The sequence below is a fragment of the Nibrella saemangeumensis genome, assembly GCF_039541915.1.
Lineage (GTDB): Bacteria > Bacteroidota > Bacteroidia > Cytophagales > Spirosomataceae > Nibrella > Nibrella saemangeumensis.
This window is the reverse complement of record NZ_BAABHD010000027.1, coordinates 56,613-78,967: the sequence shown is the minus strand read 5'-3', so window position 1 is coordinate 78,967 and position 22,355 is coordinate 56,613. Positions and strand designations below refer to the sequence as shown.

The following is a 22,355-nucleotide window of genomic DNA, read 5'->3' as shown; positions in this document are numbered from 1 at the left end:
GTAGGTGATTTTAAACCCTATTCTATACTGCTTGAAGTTTAGTGTCTTATTTTTTCAGCAAATACTGGTCGAACCAGCGTGGCATCTCCCGCATGTAATAGGTGGGTCCAGGAAATTCCTGACCATGCTTCCCACCGGGAACGGAGATCAGCTTAACTGGTACACCCGCTTTCCGAAGGGCCTGCTCCATGACTTCGGAGTTTTTGATCGGAACCGTCTCGTCGGCATCGCCGTGGATAAGCAGGAACGGCGGATCATCACTGGTGACATAATACAACGGGAAAGCTTCCTGATAGGTATCAAACCCATCAGCCATAAAAAGCCGGTGAGTTTCAGACATTGAGATTTCATCGGATTATGGTTTTTTGAAGGAAACGGTGACTACTTTATTACCCTTCGCATCAATGTTGGTAGAGGTTACTTTTACTGAACCATCAGCCTGGGGTTCAAACAGATAGGTGCGGATCAGTCCGGGAGGTAAGCCGCTTTGGGCAAACGTATTATTGCCGATGTACTCGTAGTTTATTCCGTAAACAACACGTCCGGATTTACGCCATAACTGACCGTCGCGTTTAAAGAATTCCGTTTTCAGATTCCTATCTTTTTCATCAAGGTAGGTGCCTGCTAATCGGTCGATAGCTGCGGGTTCTGCCAGTAGATTTTCGGTCATAGTCACATCAAACGATACGAGTTTTCGGTTGTTGGCCGTTGGTTTGACGGTCAGAACCCGTTGTTTAGCCTTTGACGAAGCTGCGTAGACATCCGTAGTCAGATAGGGATCACCGGTAAAGTAGAGCTGGGTAACAAGGCTCTGATACCCTGGTGCCGAAATTAGTAAATGAAAATGGGCGGGCCGGAACTGGCCATTGCCGGTATCGTCGTAGGGGACCGGCATTACGGTGAGAAACTCGTAGCTTCCATGGTCATCGCAGACGGTTGCGCCCCGGTAGCGGAAGTCGGGCGACGCATTGTCGTATTGGCCATTGGCGTCGCAGTGCCAAAGTTCCACGTTGGCACCTTGGTAAGGGGTGACACAGTCTTTGTGCTTTACGGTTCCCCGCAAAACAACTTCCTGACCAGGAGCGCCGGGTACGAGCAGGTTGGTACGGAGTGGAGCGCCGGGTCGGTAAAAAGGGCCAAGAATGTCGGTGGTAGTCTCGCAGTCACCGGCGTAACGCTGTCCGTTGAAATGGATAAAACCGGTAGTGCTAACCGCTACGGCGCACAGGGCGGTGTTTTGAAGAAAGGTTCGGCGTTGCATAAAATGAAGAGTAAAGGTTCGAAAACATAAGGAAGCAATACCGGAAGCATTTCAAAAATGCTATTGGTACATTCAAGTTTTAAGAGCAATGTACAAAATAGTTGATGCAAGTCAACTGTCTGAAGATGAAAGTTTTATGTTGTGATTCAGGTCAAAATGGTAACGTTTCGGCCCGAATTAATGACGGAGAATGAAAATAAGTCGACCCGTAGCCGATTAATAAACGCGCCTGCCTTTATTTGCCTGAAAATGTATACATTAGAAGACAGTAACGCGTTGGTTACCTGCTCTACGGCTGCCGGCTAGTGACACGGGGATTGTCGCCGGACAGCATCTATCCCTGCTGCTACGAATCCTTTCCTTGACCCACCACTGCCGGTGCTGTATTCTTCATGAAACGATTGCCGATTTTCTTCTTTTTGTGGATCTTTCCTGTTCTCGTTGCTCCGGCTCAGAACGCCCGAACCGACAGTCTCAGACGCCTGCTTACGCAGCCCCAACCAGACACTAGTCGGATATTGACTATGGCAGACATTGCTTTTGACTATTATATAGCCAATCCGGATACGTCTATGAAGTATGCTCAGCAAGCACTGAAGCTGGCTGAGAAAATAAAGTTTGCAAAAGGAGAATCCAGAGCATTAGGGATAATCGCTCTTGTGGTGAGACAAGGTGGAGATTTACCAAAGGCACTCCAGCTTCAGTTAAAATCGTTACAGATTGCCGTGGATAATCATCTTGATCTGGATGCCGGGTTTGCATTGATGCGCATTGCCAACATCAACCGTGATATTAAGAATTACGCTAACGCTTTAGCTTACTACAGACAGGCTAAACAGAGATATGAGGCCATTCGTAACGAAGAAGGTTTGGCCGCGACATTCATGAATCTGGCTGTACTTTATTCTAAATTAGAGCAGAAAGATTCCTCCTTATATTATAGCCAGCTAGCCTACCAAAAAAGCACCCGATTCCCCCTGTCACCCCGTTTAAGTTTAGGTGTTCTGGCGACTTATGTTAATATCCAAAATCAGTATGGAAATCAACAGCCCGATTTTCAACTCATTCACAAAATCAGGCGATTAGCTATCCAGAACCATGACCGCCGGGCATTGGCTGACGTTGATTTGAAGCTGGCTCAACTTTACAGAGAGGCAGGCCGGCAGGATTCCTGCATTTACTACGCCAGAACATCGCTGACTGAGGCACAGCGCCTTTCTTATAGCCAGGGTGTATTAACGGCCAGCGACTTGTTAGCCGAAGTCTTTGAATCCAGCGATAATATCAGGGAGGCTTACAGGTATGTAAAAATTGCCAAATCGGTTAATGAAGACCTATATGGGGCCGAGAAGATTCAGGAACTGCAAAAGCTGGTCACCGATGAACAAGAACGTCAGCGCGAAATCGAAGCCCGGACTATAGCCTATCAGAATCAGGTCCGGCAATATGCGTTGCTGGCGGGGTTAGGCGTGTTACTGCTCATTGCCTTTATTCTGTATCGAAACAATCGGCAGCAGCAAAAAGCCAATTGGCTGCTACATCGGCAAAAAGAAGAAATTAATCACCAGCGAGCTAAAGCCGAAACCGCCCTCACTGAGTTGAAAACCACGCAGCAACAACTCATCCAACGCGAGAAAATGGCCAGTCTGGGGGAGCTAACGGCGGGTATCGCCCACGAAATTCAGAACCCGTTGAACTTCGTCAACAATCTTTCCGAGGTCAGCACCGAACTAGTCGGAGAGTTGATCGATGAAGTCCGGGCTGGTCACTCCGACGATGCACTGGAATTGGCCGAAGACTTGAAAGAAACCCTCGAAAAGGTAAACCACCACGGCAAACGGGCCGACAGCATTGTCAAAGGCATGCTGCAACACTCCCAAGCCAGTAGTGGCCAGAAAGAACCTGCTGATCTGAACGCCCTTGCTGATGAGTACTTGCGGCTGGCTTACCAAAATCTCAAAGCCAAAGACGACAGTTTCACCGCCGACCTGCGACTGAATCTGGATTCTGGTCTAGGTAAGGTCAATATAGCGGCCCAGGATATGGGTCGGGTACTGTTTAACCTCTACAACAACGCCTTTTATGCCATTCAGGAAAAGCAAAAGCAGGTGTTAATTGGATACCAACCGCAGATTGAGGTGAGTACGCACCGGGAGAATGGTCGGGTGGAACTGCGAGTGAAGGACAACGGCACGGGTATACCGCCTGAGATTCTCACCAAAATCTACCAACCCTTCTTTACCACTAAGCCAACAGGGCAGGGTACAGGATTGGGGCTGTCGCTGAGTTATGATATTGTCACCAAAGGGCATGGTGGAGCTATGACCGTTGAATCACAGACAGGGGAGTTTACAGAGTTTATCATCAGTCTGCCAACCGAACGAGAGCCTTATTACGTGGGAAGGTACTTACCTAGAGATTGAAAAGAAAAGCTGTCTATATGAAGCCTTTTTTCTACTCCTCCCGACGCGAGTTTCTCCGTCAATCTACCACCGCTGCCGTTGGCCTCTCGCTAATGGGTCCTTCTTCCTTTGCCCATTCGTCGCCACCTGACCTGGCGTTTCTTAGCCTGGCCGAAGCCGCCACCTTAGTGCATCGCCGGAAAGTCTCCCCTGTGGAACTAACTCAGGCCTGTTTAAAACAGATTGAGTTGTTAAATCCCAAACTCAATGCGTTTATCACCATAATGGACGAACAGGCAATGGCGCAGGCCAAACAGGCGGAAGACGAGATCAGGAAGGGCAAGTATAAGGGACCTTTGCATGGCATCCCGATTGGAATAAAGGATAATATCGATACGGCAGGCATTCGGACAACGGTAGGAAGTGCTGTCTTTAAAGATCGAATCCCAACGGAAGATGCCGAGGTAATTCGTCGATTGAAAGAAGCCGGGGCAGTACTGATCGGTAAGACCTGTATGGAAGAATTTGCCTATGGTTCGACCTCGCTGACGGGCTTCACCGGACCCGTGCATAATCCCTGGAATCCGGACTACATTGCTGGTGGGTCGTCCGGTGGATCGGCGGCCGCATTGGCCGCCGGTATGTGTATCGCGGCAATTGGAACCGATACAGGCGGATCGGTCCGTATTCCTGCATCGATCTGTAATCTTACCGGTCTTAAACCTACCTATGGTTTAATCAGCGTTCGGGGTATTTTTCCGCTTAGCTACTCCTTCGACCACGTCGGACTAATCTGCCGAACGGCGCAGGATGCGGCTTTGATGCTCAAGGTATCAGTGGGTTTTGATCCACTTGATCCGGCCAGTACAGAAGCAAATAGGGTTGATTATCCTGCTTTTCTTTATCAAAAGAAATCTGCCCTTCGGATTGGCCTGTTAATGGATAAAACGAAAACTATGGACATTGTTCAGCAACGGATTACTGAAGCAGTATCAGTGTATCGTGGTCTTGGGGCTAGTATTCAGACAGCACCGGTGCTGCCAAACACGCGGAATCTCTCTAACCTGCTCTTTGCCGAGTCGGGGGCAATTTTTAACACCATCGTTCAAGAGCAGAGTGCGCTCGTCCATCCCAAAATATTACCTCTGATTGGTCGGGGCAAGGACATTACCCCGGTTCAATTGATGCAGGGTTATCAGGAGTTAGCCCTACTTCGTCATTCGGCTAACAGCCTTTTCCGGAATGTTGATGTGTTGATGTTGCCAACACTACTGACACTTCCTCTTTCTATTTTTGAATGTGCCGATAAAAGCTCAGCAGCGCTTTCCCTGGAGTACTTATCGCCTTTTAACAGACTTGGTCTACCGGCTATTAGCATCCCCTGTGGCTTTTCGCCAGATGGCTTGCCCATTGGTCTGCAAATTGTTGGCCCGCGCTTTGGGGAAGCTATCGTGCTGGCTGTCGCCAATCAATACCAGCAAGCCACTATTTGGCATAAACAGCATCCAAATGGCTTGCTAAGTTTGAAATAAGGGTATTATGCTCAGTGTTTTCCAGAGAGCTGGAGCATCCTATAGATGAGATTTATACAGATGGAGCACTGATGGCCCAAAAGTACACGTCTTTGTCCCCGGATTACACATCCGTTAGCGGCTAATTCAGGAATATTGTCCGGTAGTCCTTCCACATAAACCGGTCACCATCATGAAACCGTTATCCTCTTTTTCAAACCAGGTTATCATCCGTGTATTGTTCCTTATTGGCTGTGCCGTAAGCGCTCAGGCGCAGCACAATGGGTATTACACCCAAGCCGCCGAACCCGCCCGTGGGTACTGGAATCTTAAAACCGATCATACCATCCGGGGTACGCTGATCCGGTTCTACAATGGCGATAGCCAACTGGTGTATCAGGAGTCAATGCCCAACCGGTACATTAAACTCACGTCTGCCAATACCCGCCGGCTGGATCAGACGCTGGCCCGGTTGGTCGACAATCAGTTGGTGGCTTCTGCCGTTGCGGTCTCCGGCATACCTGTTACCTGCTCCGAACCGGTAACCCGGCGCAGCCGCCCGAAACCCGCTACTGCTGAACCGGAGGTAACGAATACGCCGGACGCGACCGGGGGACGAGTGCAATGGTACACCCAGGCCGCCAAACCCTCCGTGCATCTGGTGTTGGTAAATCCGACTCAGGAGCGATTGACCATTACGGTGCTGGGAGAAGATCACACCGCCGTTTACGAACACATCACCCACCTGACCGCTAGCCGCCACCATATCAATCTGGCGGGCATGCCGGCGGGCACGTACCAGATTCGGGTGAAGAGCGCGACCCGGCAGTACCAGCAGCCGGTTACACTTTCCTACGGTTCACGCGATGCTCTGGTGCAGCTCATGGGCACCGACTGGCCGACGGCTCCGCAGCAGCTCATAACCCGCAAGTAAGATAAATTAATGCCCTTCTGAACGGAGCAGGCTACCGCTTACTCTGTTCATTAGCAATTCTCTTTGTCAATCAGTACCTTGTAAGTAGTGTACTGGGTATCAGAAAAATAGAAGCTTCTTCCTCTCGCCGTTTATGCGTCTGCTATCCTTTCTCCTGGTGTATCTCTCTTTTTGGCTCACTGCCGTTGGGCAGCAGCCTAGAGTATATTTTGAGCAGCTCACCACCGCCGACGGCCTGCCCGACAACTCCGTTAATGTGATCCTGCAGGACCATCTGGGCTTTATGTGGCTGGGAACACGAAATGGCCTGGTCCGCTACGATGGCGTGACCATGACCGTTTTTCAGAATAATCCCCGTGATCCGTTTAGTTTGAAAGGGCGAATTGTGACCTGTTTATACGAAGACCGCCAGGGCAACATCTGGGTAGGTTGTTGGGGCGGCCTATATCGTTTTGAGCGGTCAACCCAACGCTTTATTTCGTATTCACCCAAAGGGAAAGACGCCATTGCTGCCCGCCAAAGTGTACAATTTATTCATGAAGATAAAAACGGTAGTATCTGGGTAGTCATCGTGAATACCGACGAAGAGCAACGGTTACTGAGTCGATATGAGCCCACCACAGATACCTGGACACACTACCGCCATCGGGAAGGCGACCCCAACAGTCTGATGCATAATCAGGTGCTGTACATGTCGGCAACAGGCCATATCAGAAACTGCCTGCTGGAAGATGCCCTGGGTACCATTTGGGTAGTTACCCGGACTGCAACAATAGACGGTGCGGAAGCGATCCTGCATCGCTATGACCGGGCACACGATCGCTTTATACCCTATTTTCCTAAGGGGATAGCTGCGTCAGATTCTGTCTTCCGATTCATTAAATATCCTCGCTTTGACCGGAAGAGTACGTTATGGGTGCCTACATTCAAGCATGGTTTGTTGCGGGTAGATCCGGTTGCCAACCGGGTTATCACGCATTACCGGCATGTACCGGGGGACGACCGCAGTTTATTATGCGATTCGGTGCGAACGGTTTATGAAGACCGTGCCGGTTACCTCTGGGTATCAACGCGTAAGGGACTCGACCAACTTGATCCCCGAACTGGCATTTTCACGCATCATCGATATGAGCCTGCCAATGAGCATACCCCGCACGATATGGTGGTTGATGCCATTGAGGAGACAGCTAATGGACACATCTGGTTCACAACGACCGTCGGTGGTCTGGACGAATACAATCCGCAGACCGGTCTGTTTACCCGCTATGAAACGAATGCCGGTTATCCGGGGGGATTAATTGGAGAGTTAATTTCTAAATTTCTGGTCGATAAGTCTGGCCTGATCTGGGCTTCGACCGTTGGGTTTCAGCTTGCAGGGTTAAACCGGCAAAGCCGAATAACACGCTTTACACCCTTGCTCAGCCGGGCTACGGATCAGGGGAATAGCCCTACTTCGGCGGTGAGTGTAGTCTATGAAGCTCCCTCAGAGCCTGGGGTACTCTGGATTGGTACCACCCGAGGGCTCGACCGTTTTGACCGGAAAACCGGAAAAATTATCCAGTACAGGCTTGATCTGGCTACCCATATTAATATCAACAGTGTAAATCGGGTCACGGCGTTAACCGAAGATGCCAGAGGGCAGTTTTGGGTAGCAACGACCAATGGATTGTACCTTATGGATCGTCGGCGGGGAACCTTCACCCATTTTCAGCAGGATCCGATGAGGTCGAACCGGTTGCACTACCATGTTATCACGGCGCTGCTGGCTGCCCGTGACAGCACCTTATGGATTGGGTCAAACACTGGATTAGATCACTATAACTCAACGACGAAGCAATTTACGTATTACGGTAAAGCTGATACAACGTATCATCCGGCCCTGTTTCGGTTACTGGCTTCTGTTCAGGTACCCGTTCGCCAACTGGCATCGATCCGGCACTCTGAGGTCACTCCGGAAATTATACAGACATTTTCCCTGAAAGAGCCATCTGATGTAGCTATTTCGGCACTGGGAGCTGTCTATCCGTCCGTGAAGAATGAGCACGGATGGCTGGAGGACGCTACTGGTCGCGTTATCTGGGAGTTGAATTATAAACAGACCCGGATGGGGGGACGGAGGAAACGGATTCAGATTGACGCCATTCATCTGCGGGCCGGTAGCTACTACCTGCATTACAAAAGCCGGATATTTCCGGGCATGGGAAAAAACGCCACCGGCTATGCTACAGAGCCAACTTCATATTATCCTGAGCTTTGGGGGATTCAACTGGTGCGCATTACGCCTGCCGAAGCCGATAGCCTGAATCGATTAAAGAAAAGATGGATGTACAACGGTTTGTCAAGTTGGTCTGTCCAGGCGCTGCATCAGGACAAAAAGGGGCGTATCTGGATCGGTACCAATAATGGTCTGAATCAATTCGAGCCGCGCACCGGCCGGTTTATCCATTATCGCGACACGCTAAACAATCTGGTGAGTATTAGGTCTGTCCACGAGGACTCCAATGGTATTCTTTGGTTAGGCGATAATATGAACGGCCTCTTTCGCCATAATCCTGACAATGGTGTCGTCAATCAATATACGACAGCCGATGGTCTTTCCCACAACAGCATTACGAGCATCCAGGCGGATGGGCGAGGGCAGCTATGGCTGAGTACCTACAACGGCATCTGCCGCTTTGATCCTAAAACCCAGCAGTTCCGCACCTACACCACTGCTAATGGGCTTAGCGGGATGATTTTCCGGTACCCCTCCTTCAGGAGTGCAGACGGTTCCCTGTTTTTTTTGGGTGAACACGGTATCAACACCCTGGCCCCTGACCAACGCTATGATGATCCGCAGCCGCCCCGGCTGGCGCTGACCGAGGTGGACATCTTCAACCAGAAAGCAACTATAGGACCCGATGAGCCCCTGCAGAAACATATTTCCGTTGCCGAGAAGCTGACGCTGGCCCATGACCAGAACGATGTCACCTTCCACTTTGCCGCTTTGCATTACACCCGCCCGGCTGAGTGCCGCTATGCTGTTCGGCTGGAGCCTTATGATAAAGACTGGGTAGCCCTGGGTACGGCCCGGCAGGTGCGGTATATGGCTCTGGCTCCGGGCACCTACACGTTCCGGGTCAAGGCGGCCAATGCCGATGGGGTGTGGAACCAGAAAGGTGTATCGGTGCAGGTGGTGGTGCTGCCGCCCTGGTGGCAGACCTGGTGGGCCTATGCCTTGTATGCCCTGGCTTTCGGTGGGCTGGTGCTGGCCTTCATCCGGTATCGGGTAGAGCAGGGCAGGCAGCAGCAGGAGATGGCCTTTAAACGGCGGGAGGCCGAGCAGTTGCGAGCGATGGATGAGTTGAAGACGCGTTTCTTCTCCAACATCACCCATGAGTTCCGCACCCCCTTATCGCTCATCATGGCTCCGACGGAAACCCTCCTGGAAGGAGAAACGCTCCCGGCCAAACAGGGATTGCTGACAACGATCCAACGCAACGCGAAGCAACTGCTGAACCTGATTAATCAGTTACTGGATCTCTCCAAGCTGGAAGCGGGCAAAATGGCAGTCTCTGAGAGACAGGGTAATCTATCCGAATTTGTCGGCCAGCTTGTCGAGACCTTCCGGCCCATGGCCCTGCAACGGCAGCTTACCCTGACGTTTGCTGTTGATGACCTGCCCGGTGACTACATCTTTGATGCCGGCAAGTGGGAACGCATTATCAGTAATCTGCTGGCCAACGCCCTTAAGTTCACCCCCGAGCAGGGTACGGTTATGGTCAGTTTGCGAGCCGATACAGAAACCAGTGTCCGGCTAACCATCAGCGACACGGGCATCGGGATAGCCCCTGATAAGCTGCCCCACATCTTCGACCGCTTCTACCAGGCCGACGATTCCCGCACCCGCACCTACGAGGGTACCGGCATCGGGCTGGCTTTGGTCAAAGAACTCACCGATCTGCTGGGTGGCTCCATTACCGTCCGCAGCCAGGTCAATCAGGGTACTCAGGTAGAACTGATTATGCCCGTTCGGCCGGCTCAGGAATTGCCTGCACCAGCCGCCGTTACCGCACCAGAGCCGATGAATGGCAGTCCGGTACTGCCCCATGAACCAGTAACCAGTAACGCGTTAACCGAACCGGGTAAGCCGGTGGTACTGCTGGCCGAGGACAATACCGAACTGCGGGAGTTTATGGCCCAGACCCTCTCTGCCGAGTTCCGGGTCATCACGGCCGCCAACGGGGAGGAGGGCTGGCAACTGGCCCAGCAGGAGATCCCCGACCTGGTCATCAGTGACATCATGATGCCGGTCATGGATGGCTATGCGCTCTGCCGGCAGCTCAAGACCCACCCGGCCACTAACCATGTGGCGGTGGTGCTGCTGACGGCCCGCTCCTCGCAGGAGAGCCGCCTGGAAGGCTTTCAGTACGGAGCCGACGAGTACCTGACCAAGCCTTTCCATGTAGGAGAGCTTCAGATGCGGGTGCGCAACATCGTAGCCCATCAGCAGAAGCTGCGCCGGTATTACGCCGGTCAGCTCTCGGCGGTCGAGGAGCCACTACAGCCCGAAGCGGTGCAGGACCCTTTCCTGCAGCAGGTGTATGGTTTGCTGGACGCTCACCTGGATGACTCCACCTTTGGTGTGGATCAACTGGCCGAAGGTCTGGCGATGAGTCGGCGGACGCTGCACCGCAAGCTGACAACGCTGATCGAGTTATCGGCCGGGGATGTGATCCGGCAGTACCGGCTGAAACGGGCAGCCGAGTTGTTGCGGCAGGGCTACCCGGTGGCGCAGACGGCCTATCAGGTGGGCTTTGAGAGTCCGCAGTATTTTTCCCGAGCCTTCAAAGAGTTTTACCAGTACACGCCGTCTGAATTTGTCAATCGGTTAGCAGGGTAGTTGGTTCAATTCCCTGTCAGTCGCAGAAGCCGACGGAATCATCTAAAAAGATTAATCCACTGTTGGTTTCTATGCAACGGGTATACACCAGGTCGTATTCCAAGTCCAGATTCATGGTAAAGACAACCCGCCTGCTCTGCGGAATGGTCGTGCCCTGAACCTGGAACAACACAGGCGGACGAGTGGGTGCGAGCAGGGAGGCTTCAATAGCCTGACTTAGTTCTTTGACACCAACCTCCTTTAAATAAGTATTGACCAGGGTACTTCCTTTTTGGTCCAGGCTGATCTCTAAGTTCTCGAAAAACGGATTGACCACTGTACCGTTTCCGTACAGGCCCGTTAGCCTGATGGAACCCGTGCCCTGACTGAGGGAGGTTAGCGTCACCCTGACAGCCCTTAGCGTGTATTTTTCGATTTTGGGATTATCGTAACGCTTCAATTGGTCTACCAGATCGTCTACCCGGAAAGAGGCACTTCCGTTGAACGCGCCTGTACCATTAAAACCGTAACTCAGCGGCTTCCGGTCGTGAATCGTAAATCGGTACCGCAGTTTTTCCTTCTCACAGCCCGTCAGCAGCAGAATGCCGGACAGCATCAACCATGAGATTATATTTTTCATGATGGTTTAGCTTTGGATTGAAACCGGAAACCAATCGTGCCGTAACCCGTTAGCGGAGCAGGTCCGCCTACGCCGGCTCCCAGCGAAAAGAAACCCAACTGCACGTGGGCACCAATGCCTCCCAGAAATGGCTGTTTGACTTTAAGATTGGCGGTTATCGGTTGGGGCGTATTATTTTCCGTGTAGGTGTAGGATACGTCGAAGGTACCAGCCAGATAGCCGGCCCAGACAAAAGCGCCCGCCGTTTTTCCCATAATACCGGCCTGAACGTACCCGTAGTGGCTCTGTAGCGCGACGTAGTTGCCGATGTCCGATTTGTTGTAGGCGTACCCGACGTTGAGGACCAGCGGGGAGTTCTTCAGGAAATATTGTCCTACGTCGTGCCGGACACCAACGCCCACAATGTTGAGTTTGCCAAAATCACCCTTAAAATCGTAAGGCAGTAGCCGGACCGATATTTCGGTGCCGTAAAAGCCGCCGATGCTAAGTTGCGGCACCGCCCATGCCAGCGCCTTCAGACCGTAACCGCCCGAAAAAACGTAGGTCAGTCCGCTGGTACCCTGCACCGAAACGGGTCTGTTCTCGCCAACGATGGTCGGTGCTATTGCCGACTGCTGAAGGGTAAAGTTCCCCTCGGTGGTCGCCGTAAACGTCTTCTGCGACGTCACGGGCATGACGCCCAGGGCGGTCAGGTTGAGCCGAACGTAAAAACGTTTATCAATGCTGACGGACGGCTGAAGACCCGTGTTGAAACCTGAAATGACCAGATCGGCCATGGGTTGCAGATACCCCTCTCTGTTCGGTCCCTGGTAGGCGTCCAGGTAGTCGTTAATTTTCTGCGAATACGTATACCGTATCGGTAATAGTAATCCAGCAAGTATACTGAATTGATAAATGTATCGCATGATTTCCGGCGGTTATGTAAGTGTCGTACAATGAGCGGATTACATATGGAATTTAGTGATTTGTACGCCAAAGTCAATACCTGTTTAGGTATATTTTTGTACTCCTCACAGAACCTGCTCAATACGTTGATGTCTCCGTCGGATTATGGAAATTATTGCCCCGTTCGTCTGCCGGTCTGCCGGAGCAGATTTATCGCGAGACGGACCGTATCTCGATACCTGTTTAGCTGAAGGCTTATGATTCCTGCATGCCTTTCACAAACTTGTAATGGGAGGGCTCAAAGGTCAGGTCTTCGTAGAACCGATGGGTGTCTGTACGTTTCTGATTGGTAGTTACCTCCAGATTAACCACCTTCTCCCGTATGACGATCTGCTCCAGGGCCTCCACCAGTTTTGTGCCTATCTGCTGATTCCGGTATTCCGGCTGCACATACAGCTCCTGAATTTCGCCCACTTTGCCGGCATGGTGCAACAGGTACTGGATGTGACAACTGACAAAGCCGACAACTTCGTGTTTCACTTCGGCAACCAGGTAATGAACGCGGGGGTCGGTCAGGTTATGCAGAAAGATAGAGCGGAATTGAGTATAGTCCAGCTCGGTTTCTTCCAGCGTGCAGATAAACTCATAGATAATATCCACATCCTGGCTTTTGGCAGGTCGGATGCTGACAATCGGATTCATGACCAAAGAAAGATAGCGATGATTTTCGGGATATGGCTAAAGTGTGGTTAATTTCGGGATTTTCCGACGAATCCTGAACCCGACCATGAAAAAAGTACTAATTGCCGGCTCCGCACTGCTGCTGGGTCTGGCCGCCTGCCGGTCAAAAACCAAGACCGAGCAGACTGTTGCCGGGCCACCCGTGGGCACGTTTGCCTACGATCAGGTCTTTCTGCAGAATCACCATAAAGATGTGGTGGTGCTGCGTGACGGCGACGCGCAGGCGCTGGTGCTCCCGGCTTACCAGGGGCGGGTCATGACCAGCACCGCCGACGGTAAGACCAGCTACGGCTGGATCAACTACGACCTCATCCGTTCCGGCAAACTGTTGCCGCACATGAACGCGTTCGGGGGCGAAGACCGCTTCTGGATGGGGCCGGAAGGTGGCCAGTACGCCATCTTTTTCAAAAAAGGCGATGCATTTACGGGTGACAACTGGCAAACCCCCGCGCCCATCGATTCGGAGCCGTTTACGCTGGTGACCAGCAATGAGCGTTCGGCCAGGTTCTCCCGCAATTTTCAGCTAACCAATTACGCCGGTACCGCTTTCAACGTTGGGTTAGAGCGGGAAGTCCGGCTGTTGTCCCGTCCTGAATTGGCTCAACTCCTGGAAATCCCGTCCGCCGATGGGTTAAAAATGGTGGGTGTTCAATCCAACAATACCCTGATTAATCGCGGCCAGGAGGCCTGGACACCCGATAAGGGTTTGTTGTCGGTCTGGATTCTGGGCATGTTCAATGCGTCTCCGCGTACGACGGTGATCGTGCCGTTCCGGAAAGGATCAGGAGCAGTCATCAACGATAGCTACTTTGGTAAGGTGCCCGTGGACCGGCTGGTGCTGAAAGACACGGTGGCGTATTTCAAAGCCGACGCTAAACTGCGCAGCAAGATCGGCGTGTCGCCCGATGGTGCCAAAAACTGGCTGGGCAGCTATGATCCGGCTACCCAGACACTGACACTGGTAACGTATACCTTTGATCCCGCTAACCGGCAGTATGTCAACTCTATGTGGGAGCAGCAGAAAAACCCGTATGGGGGCGATGTCGTCAATTCCTATAACGATGGCCCCATGAAACCCGGACAACCGCAGATGGGCCAGTTTTACGAACTGGAAACCTCCTCACCGGCCGCTGCTTTAGCCCCCGGCAATCGACTTATCCATACCCACACGACCATGCATATTCAGGGCAGTGAAGCTCAGCTGGCTCCGATTGCACAGCGGCTGCTGGGCGCGTCGCTGCCGGCAATCCAGCAAGTATTTTCTCAATAATTTACCTGTTCTCTAACCGAATACCCAATGCACACCCGAGTAAAGGCAGCGAAGCGGCTTATGATTAAAGCTGCGTGGATTTTTGCATCAGTAACCCTGGGGAGCCAGAGTCCCGGAGCAGCGCAATCCAGGCAGGCGCTAAACCCACCGGCAACACCGCTGATCACCATTGATCCCTACACCAGCATCTGGTCGTATGGTGAGCAGTTGACCGGTGAACCAACCCGCCATTGGACCGGTCGGACGCACCAACTGAACGGTCTGGTACGCGTTGATGGTCAGACTTTCCGCTTTATGGGCAACCCCACGTTTGCGGGTGGCACTATTGTACCGACCACTCAGCAAGCCCGCTACCAGGCTAAGTACCTGACCACAAAACCGGTCTCGGATAACTGGGCGCAGCCCGGCTTCGACGACAGTACCTGGCAGATCGGGGAGGGAACCTTCGGAACCCGCAATACCGACAAAACGCCGTGGAAGACCGAAGAAATCTGGCTGCGCCGGACGGTGACGCTGGACAAAGTGCCCGACGGTAAACTGTTGGTCAAAGCCATTTACAATGATAATTACGAGGTATTCATCAACGGTGTCCGGGTAGCGGGCGTAGCCGGTGTCGCGGCCGATTACGAAATGGCCGCTACCAACCGGAAGGTATCTGAACTGCTGAAACCGGGCCCGAACGTGATTGCCGTGCATAGCCAGAACTTTAGCGGACAAGGGTTTGTGGATGTGGGGCTGGTGCAGGAATACGACCTGAACATACCCGCTGCCACCCAGACGGGTCGCCGATTGACCGCTACGCAGTCGGAGTATACCTTTGATGCCAACGGCGTTGAACTCACGGTAACGTTTCTGGCTCCCCTGCTGATGGATAACCTGGATGTGCTGTCGCGTCCGGTGCAATACGTCACGTATAAAGCCCGGTCTAAAGACGGCAAGCGGCATAGCGTTCAGCTCTATACCAGCGCTTCGGCTGAACTGGCCGTGAATTCGACTGACCAGACGGTGGCCTGGAACCGGGGCCAAACCGGTAACCTCAACTTCATGCGTGTGGGCACCAGCGATCAAAAAGTACTGGGTCGGAAAGGCGATAACGTTCGCATTGACTGGGGGCATCTGTACGTCGCTACACCCAAAGCCGCCGGTATTGACAACCGTATGGGATCATTGACATCGACGCTGGCGCAGTTCGGCCGGCAGGGTACCGTTTCGGGGGCCGATGATAGCCGGATGCCCCGGCCCGTAACGGACAGTCTGCTGGTGCTGGCTACCACATTTGATCTGGGTCAGGTAGCCGCGCAGGCTGTTGAGCGGCACTGGCTGGTAGGGTATGATGATGTGAAATCCGTAGAATACTTTCAGCAGCCGCTGAATGCCTGGTGGCGACGTGATGGCAAGAAAACAATCGAACAGGCTTTGCAGGCGGCTGAATCAGAATACACAGCGCTGCGGTCCCGTTGCGATGCGTTTGACAAACAACTTTACAGCGATGCGCAGAAAGCAGGGGGTAATGCTTACGCCGACCTCTGCGTGTTAGCTTACCGCCAGGCCATTGCAGCTCATAAACTGGTTGCCGATCCGAAAGGTACTCCGTTGTTCTTCTCCAAAGAGAACTTTAGTAACGGCTCCATCGGTACGGTGGATGTGACGTATCCATCGGCTCCAATGTTCCTCTTGTACAATCCCACGCTGCTGAAAGGTATGCTGGAGCCGATCTTTTATTATTCAGAAAGCGGCAAGTGGACCAAACCGTTTGCGGCCCACGACGTAGGTACTTACCCGATCGCCAACGGCCAGACCTACGGCGAAGATATGCCGGTAGAAGAGTGCGGCAACATGCTAATCCTGACGGCTGCTATAGCAGCCATTGAGGGCAAGCCCGACTACGCCCGCCAGCATTGGCCTACACTGACTACCTGGGTGGAGTACCTGAAAAAAGAAGGCTTCGACCCGGCCAACCAGCTCTGCACCGACGACTTTGCCGGTCACCTTGCCCGCAACGCCAACTTGTCGGTAAAAGCCATCATGGGCATTGCGTCGTACGGTAAACTGGCCGGCATGCTCGGTCAGAAGGCCGTGGCTGACGAGTATACCAAAGTGGCCCGGAGTATGGCCCGACAGTGGATGGATATGGCACAGGATGGAGACCATTACGCCCTTACCTTCGACAAAAAAGACTCGTGGAGTCAGAAGTATAACCTGGTCTGGGATAAACTGCTCGGGCTTAATATCTTCCCGAAAGAAGTGGCGCAGAAAGAAGTGCAGTATTACCTCACCAAACAGCAGCCCTACGGCCTGCCGCTGGACAGCCGCAAAACCTACACCAAGTCGGATTGGATTGTATGGACCGCTACTCTCGCTGACCGTCCGGCCGACTTTGACGCGTTTATCCAACCCGTATACCGTTTTGTGAACGAAAGCCCCGACCGTATTCCTCTCAGCGACTGGCACGAAACCACCAACGGCAAACACGTCGGGTTCCGCGCCCGGTCCGTTGTCGGTGGATACTTCATCAAGATGCTGGAGGGGAGGCTTAAGAAGTAAGAGAACTAAAGATTTATAAGTGGTTCACTACAGGCTTTACCTTGAGGTGGTTAAGCTGTGGAACATGTATCAGAAATTCGTGCCAACTTTTTTAGTGCCTCTAGATCGGCAGTTCAGGTAAGTCTCGTAACTATAAAGCTTCGACAGGAACGTAATTAGCCGCTTGGTGGCTACGCTCCTATCGAAGCTTTATAGTTACGAGAAGCTCATTACTCTACTTATGTAACTGCCTAATAGAGAATAAAAAAGATAACCTCAGTGGGAAAGACGGTAGCTAAACTGGCTTGTACCCGCTTACAAAGTTGGTAGCATAACCCCTATGGAGACTGTAAAACTAGTATTGGAATCATATCTGTGTTGGCGACTAGGATCAATCCAGCTTGTTTGATACCGTATCTCTCCAAAAATAGGTGTAGTACCTAATTGCTCGGTAAAGCCGAGACCAAATCCATAACCAATTTTGAAACGGTCAAAAATATTTGAGGTTTTGAACACTTGATAAATATTATCTCCTGGTGGAATGGGAAAGGTCAGATACTGGTCCTTTTGACGTAAGAACCACTCCAATGAGGGTCCTGCCAGTATATAGAGCCCTCTGGAAGAGTTGGAAATGTAGTATTTGAGCAGAATAGGGACTTCTAAACTAGTACGCCTAACTGTGAGTAAGTAATAACTAATATTTTCGTGGGGAGGAGCAATACTAAAAGTTTGGCCGTTGGTTTGAAAACTTTTAGAGACAAGCGTAGCTTCAGGTTGAAGAGCAAAGTGTTTCGATAATCTAAATTCCAACGGTATTCCAATGTTCCATCCCATAACAAAAGGAACTTGCTCACCTATTATATCTTTTTGAATTGAAGTATGGAGATACCGCTTTTGTGACCAGTTTATTCCAGATCTCAGTCCAATACGATTCTGAGCCTTAGTTTGTAAAGAAGACATCGAAATTAGAAAAATTAGAAGAGGAAATAAGTACTTTAAGGGCATCATGATATAATAGTTTGGAAACTATTCTAAGTTAAGCAGCAATAGAGATCTTCTTATGACCATTTAGTAAAAAGTAGGAAATATTCACGGTCGACCGAATCAATGCATCTGCACCATTTCCAAGCTTTTCCAGACCAGATCGCCCATGGTCCGGCAGCGGAGGAAGTCGGTGTGATGGTAATGGCGCATGAGGGCGTGCTTCAACTGCTCCACATTATCGGGTAACGAGATTTGATCAATACGCATCGCCTGCATCAGATCGCTGATCCGGGCGGTTTCCACGCGAAGCCGTCCGGCAATCAGCGACCGTTCTTCAATCTGATACTGCCGCACGCTCTCCGGCGTCATATATTTCATACCCAGTTCTATGATGGGCAGGTTCTGTTTGTAGTACTGCGGCATATAGACCGATTTGCGCCCCTCGTACGACTGCTGGTCGAAGTCGATGGCCCGGATGCGGTAATATACCTCATCAAAGTCTGGCGTAATGTCCACCACAAAATTGCTGGAGTGCATATCGCCGAGCAGCCGTACGAAGCAGCGCTCGTTAAATTTGATGAATTCTTTGCACAGGCGGATCGGGTTCAGGTTAGGATCATGGATATGAATCATGAAAAACATATCGCCCGGAATGCCGGCAATGTGCTCTTCAATCAGGCTCTGGCCGCTGGTGAGGTAGCTGATGCGGTTCGGCGACAGGATATGCTCCAGTTCGAGGCCGTATACCCGTGAGGCATCGGCGTTTTTGATGTAGAAATAGTCGAAGTTGTCGTTGACCAAGTTCCGGATGCGTACCCGGAACGGTTTGGTATTGCCATAACTGCACAGATCGACCCGGTCGATAGTCAGGTGGTTGGTGATGGATAGATCACCGTCGGCCTTCAGGTGAGCATACGTAGCTTTCAGCGCCAGGTGAATGTCGTCCGATTCCGAAGCCGTATAAAATACCGTTTCCCAAAGGGTATCCTGGCCTTTGACGTCGTAAAGGTTTATGGAATCATTATAGCGGAGCAGGTCAGCGTACTGGATGGGCAGGGCCTGTTCGCGGCTGTATTGCACGAGGTATTCGCGTAAGGGCTCGCTAATGCGGTAAACCAGCTTTTTTTTTGTGATAACGGGCATATCGTTAATAGCGCTGGAGCGCGTCCGACTCGAAGACATGCCGGCCGGTCAGTCCCTGCTGGGCGGTGGTAAACATGGTATTAGCCACTTTCTGGCCGTCGATGCCCCGGTATTTCGCCGGAATCAGCGGGGCGGCAACCCGCATAAACCCGGCTGCCAGCGTCTCACCCAACCGAGACTCCGAACGATTGCCCAGCAGGAGCGACGGTCGGAAGATGAGCAGCGTCGGGTAGTGTAAAGCCGCCAGGTCCCGCTCTACTTCGCCTTTGACGCGGTTGTAGAAAAAACGGGAATTCAGGTCGGCTCCCATGGCGGTTACGATCAGGTACTGCCGGGCTCCGTTGGCGAGCCCCAGCCGGGCCACATCCATCGGATACTGATAATCTACTTTACGGAATGCTTCTTTGGAGCCGGCTTTGGCCATGGTCGTACCCAGACAGCAGAATATATCGTCGGCCTGCACCAGCAGCCCATTGGGATGCTCGAAATCGTAGGCGACTTCCTGTAGCCGCGGGTGCTGCCAGCCTAAGGGTTTGCGTACCAGGACTTTTACTTTTTCGTATACGGTCGAGTCAACCAGCCGGTGTGTCAGCAGGTCACCGATCAGGCCCGTTGCGCCGACAATTAAGGCAGTTTTTGTGGTGGGGGAGGTCATACGTGGGCAGGAATTTTTGCTAATTTATGCGCGATAAGCAAAATTGGAACATCTTCCTCCTAAAACCTACCTTATGCTCTTTTTTACCAAACGTGTCCGGCCGCTATCCGCCTGTGTCGCGGTTGCGCTGATTGCCGGGGTGTCTGTCGCCTTCCGGTTGACCAATGATGAATTCATCAAACGGCTGATGGAGCAGCTGGATACCTACAACCGGCGGTTTCCCAAAGAGAAAGTGTATGTGCAGACCGACCGCACCTATTACCTCCCCGGTGAAACGGTCTGGCTGAAGGGCTACCTCTTCGACGGCCTGAGCCACGAAGTGGACTCCATCAGTGGAGTACTCTACGTTGATCTGATCGACCCGGCCGCCCGCAAACTGGTGATGCAGGCCCAGCTGAAAGCGGTTGGCGGACAGGCACCCGGCCAGCTTACCCTGCCCGAAACGGTAGCGCCCGGATCCTACCTGCTACGGGCCTATACGGGCTGGATGCGTAATTTTTCCGAAGACTTTTACTTTACCAAATCCCTGGTTGTGCTGCCGCCGGGTGGAGCGCTGTCCCCAACGGCAGCACCCACCGCGGCCCGGCCTGATGTTCAATTCATGCCCGAAGGCGGTGAACTGGTCATGGGGCTCGATAGCCGGGTTGCCTTTAAGGTCGTGGATGCTACCGGGCGGGGGATGGAGGCAGAGGGGTTTGTCCTCAATTCGCGCAACGATACCATTGCGGGGCTCAGCAGCATGCACCTGGGTATGGGAGCTTTTAAATTAAAGCCGGAACCGGACCAGACCTATACGGCCTACCTGCGCCAGGGAACCGAGCCCTATGCCCGCTATGCCTTACCAGCGGCCCGGCCGCAGGGCTATGTGCTGACGGTGGATAACATTAGCAACAAAGCCAGCATCCGTGCTTTTATTACCAACAACAAACCGGCCAGCACCGCCGGCGAGGTAACGCTGGTGGCCCAGGTACGAGGCACTATCATTCAGGTTGCCAGGGGAGCCGTCAGCAAAAAATCGTTGCTGGTGCAACTCCCCCGCGACAAGTTTCCGGACGGCATTGCCCAACTGACGTTGTTCGACGAAACCAATACCCCGGTTTGTGAAAGGCTGGTGTACACCGAAAACGGCGGGAAACTGACCATTTCGGTTACCCCACAGAAGCCTTCGGTAAAGCCCCGCGAGAAAGTGACGATGGATGTGAGCGTAACCGATGCGCAGAATAAACCCGTAGCGGCTAATCTGTCCATGGCTGTGACCGATGTCCGGCAGGCGCTGGAACCCGACAGTAATGACGCAACCCTGGTGTCGCATCTGCTGCTGACGTCAGACCTGAAAGGGACTATTGAGCAGTCCGGCTATTATTTCGACCCGACTAAACGTGACCGCCTGCAAAAGCTGGACCTGCTGCTGATGACCCAGGGCTGGCGCCGGTTTACCTGGCCGGAGGTATTGGCCGGCAACCTCGCAGAACCAAAGTACCCGGTGGAGCCGGGCTTGTCGCTCACGGGGCAGGTGGTCCGGCCTAACCAGAAACAGGCCGGCAAAGTGCGGCTGACGTTTATGTTCTTAAGTCGCGACAGCGCCCGCAGCTTTCTGACCGAAGAAACCAACGAAGCTGGGTTTTACGGGCTGTATGGACTTGATTTTACCGACACGACCAACGTCCTGATTCAGGCGATTACCCAGAAAGGCAACCGCAATCTCAACCTGACCCTCGATCAGCTGGTAAAGCCAGCTGTAACCCTGACGCAGGTACCGTACAATCCGCTGGTGGTGCAACGCGACGAACTGGCCGAGTTTCGGAAACGGGCCGGTGAATACCTGGAAATTGAGCGGCAGATCCGGCGCAACCGGGAGATCCTGCTACAGGAGGTAAAGGTGAAGGCGAAGCGAATTGAAACGGATAGCCGGAAAATCTATAATTCGGCCGATGCCACGGTGAAGGTTACCCAGCAACTGGCCGGCGGAGCCATGTCCGTGCTGGATCTCCTGCGGGGGCGCGTGGCCGGACTGAACATTTCCGGTTCGCCCATGAACCCGACGGTGCAGATTCGCGGAGCTGCTAATTTCTCCGGGGTGGTCGAACCCCTGTTCCTGATCGACGGAATGCCGGTGGATAAACAGGCTGTGCTGTCGCTGCCGGTGATGGATGTCGATTATATCGATGTCCTGAAGGGTGCCGGAGCCGCTATTTTCGGCTCACGGGCAGGAGGTGGGGTTATCAATGTCATGACCAAGCGGGGTAACCCGACCTACGACCCCAGCCAGGATAAAGCTGAGGGTATTCTGGTCGCCAAGCTCCCCGGTTTCACGCCGGTGCGGCAGTTCTACGCACCCCGCTACGACGAATCCCGACCCGAGCATAACCGGCCCGATTACCGCGCTACCCTGCACTGGGAACCCCTGATCCAGACCGGTGCCGACGGCAAGGCCACCATCTCCTTCTTTGCCTCCGACGCCCGTACCACGCTGCGCATCATCACCGAGGGTGCCACGGCCGAGGGCCTCCCTGGTTCTGGCCGGCAGTTGATGAAGGTGGAGTAA

15 protein-coding genes are annotated in these 22,355 nt (G+C 52.7%); 7 read left to right on the top strand and 8 right to left on the bottom strand.

Going from position 1 to position 22,355, the window contains the following annotated elements; translation table 11 throughout:
- Positions 1–46 precede the first annotated feature (46 nt).
- Both ABD949_RS12110 and ABD949_RS12105 read right to left on the bottom strand, forming a co-directional pair.
- Positions 47–340, bottom strand: coding sequence for an alpha/beta hydrolase family protein (locus ABD949_RS12110; RefSeq protein ID WP_345243790.1), 294 nt, complete (start codon positions 338–340; stop codon positions 47–49).
- 15 nt (positions 341–355) lie between these two features.
- Positions 356–1,261 carry a dioxygenase family protein gene (locus ABD949_RS12105; RefSeq protein ID WP_345243788.1) on the bottom strand — a complete coding sequence of 302 codons (906 nt, stop codon included), beginning with the start codon at positions 1,259–1,261 and terminating at the stop codon, positions 356–358.
- 524 nt (positions 1,262–1,785) lie between these two features.
- On the opposite strand from ABD949_RS12105, the gene ABD949_RS12100 reads away from it, so the two are divergent.
- The 4 genes from ABD949_RS12100 to ABD949_RS12085 all read left to right on the top strand — a co-directional run bounded on the left by ABD949_RS12100 (position 1,786) and on the right by ABD949_RS12085 (position 10,990).
- On the top strand, positions 1,786–3,684 hold the full coding sequence (locus ABD949_RS12100; RefSeq protein ID WP_345243786.1) for an ATP-binding protein: 1,899 nt from the start codon (positions 1,786–1,788) through the stop codon (positions 3,682–3,684).
- A 17-nt stretch (positions 3,685–3,701) separates the two neighbouring features.
- Positions 3,702–5,195, top strand: a complete 1,494-nt coding sequence (locus ABD949_RS12095; RefSeq protein WP_345243784.1) for an amidase — start codon at positions 3,702–3,704, stop codon at positions 5,193–5,195.
- A gap of 172 nt (positions 5,196–5,367) precedes the next feature.
- Complete coding sequence (locus ABD949_RS12090) at positions 5,368–6,108, top strand: hypothetical protein (protein ID WP_345243782.1); 741 nt, start codon at positions 5,368–5,370, stop codon at positions 6,106–6,108.
- A gap of 133 nt (positions 6,109–6,241) precedes the next feature.
- Positions 6,242–10,990: a two-component regulator propeller domain-containing protein gene (locus tag ABD949_RS12085; protein ID WP_345243780.1), complete on the top strand. Its 4,749-nt coding sequence runs from the start codon at positions 6,242–6,244 to the stop codon at positions 10,988–10,990.
- A 16-nt stretch (positions 10,991–11,006) separates the two neighbouring features.
- Here the strand turns inward: ABD949_RS12085 and ABD949_RS12080 are convergent, their stop codons facing one another.
- The 3 genes from ABD949_RS12080 to ABD949_RS12070 form a co-directional block, all read right to left on the bottom strand.
- A complete protein-coding gene (locus ABD949_RS12080) occupies positions 11,007–11,609 on the bottom strand; it encodes a hypothetical protein (protein ID WP_345243778.1) in 603 nt (200 codons plus the stop codon).
- Positions 11,606–12,514 (bottom strand): DUF6588 family protein, encoded by a 909-nt coding sequence (locus ABD949_RS12075; protein ID WP_345243776.1) that lies wholly within the window; start codon positions 12,512–12,514, stop codon positions 11,606–11,608. The genes ABD949_RS12080 and ABD949_RS12075 overlap by 4 nt, the downstream gene beginning before the upstream one ends.
- 235 nt (positions 12,515–12,749) lie before the next feature.
- Positions 12,750–13,196, bottom strand: a complete 447-nt coding sequence (locus ABD949_RS12070) for a GNAT family N-acetyltransferase (RefSeq protein WP_345243774.1) — start codon at positions 13,194–13,196, stop codon at positions 12,750–12,752.
- An 85-nt stretch (positions 13,197–13,281) separates the two neighbouring features.
- Between ABD949_RS12070 and ABD949_RS12065 the strand changes: the two genes are divergently transcribed.
- Both ABD949_RS12065 and ABD949_RS12060 read left to right on the top strand, forming a co-directional pair.
- Positions 13,282–14,505, top strand: a complete 1,224-nt coding sequence (locus ABD949_RS12065) for a DUF6786 family protein (RefSeq protein ID WP_345243773.1) — start codon at positions 13,282–13,284, stop codon at positions 14,503–14,505.
- 60 nt (positions 14,506–14,565) lie between these two features.
- Positions 14,566–17,049 carry a glutaminase family protein gene (locus ABD949_RS12060; protein WP_425576750.1) on the top strand — a complete coding sequence of 828 codons (2,484 nt, stop codon included), beginning with the start codon at positions 14,566–14,568 and terminating at the stop codon, positions 17,047–17,049.
- A gap of 294 nt (positions 17,050–17,343) precedes the next feature.
- On the opposite strand, the gene ABD949_RS12055 is transcribed toward ABD949_RS12060, so the two are convergent.
- The 3 genes from ABD949_RS12055 to ABD949_RS12045 form a co-directional block, all read right to left on the bottom strand.
- Positions 17,344–18,036, bottom strand: a complete 693-nt coding sequence (locus ABD949_RS12055) for a porin family protein (protein ID WP_345243770.1) — start codon at positions 18,034–18,036, stop codon at positions 17,344–17,346.
- A gap of 96 nt (positions 18,037–18,132) precedes the next feature.
- The gene (locus ABD949_RS12050) at positions 18,133–19,155 is read right to left on the bottom strand and encodes a hypothetical protein (protein ID WP_345243769.1); all 1,023 of its coding nucleotides are present in this window, start codon (positions 19,153–19,155) and stop codon (positions 18,133–18,135) included.
- 4 nt (positions 19,156–19,159) lie between these two features.
- Positions 19,160–19,810 carry a Rossmann-fold NAD(P)-binding domain-containing protein gene (locus tag ABD949_RS12045; protein ID WP_345243767.1) on the bottom strand — a complete coding sequence of 217 codons (651 nt, stop codon included), beginning with the start codon at positions 19,808–19,810 and terminating at the stop codon, positions 19,160–19,162.
- A gap of 73 nt (positions 19,811–19,883) precedes the next feature.
- Between ABD949_RS12045 and ABD949_RS12040 the strand changes: the two genes are divergently transcribed.
- The gene (locus ABD949_RS12040) at positions 19,884–22,355 is read left to right on the top strand and encodes a TonB-dependent receptor plug domain-containing protein (protein ID WP_345243765.1); all 2,472 of its coding nucleotides are present in this window, start codon (positions 19,884–19,886) and stop codon (positions 22,353–22,355) included.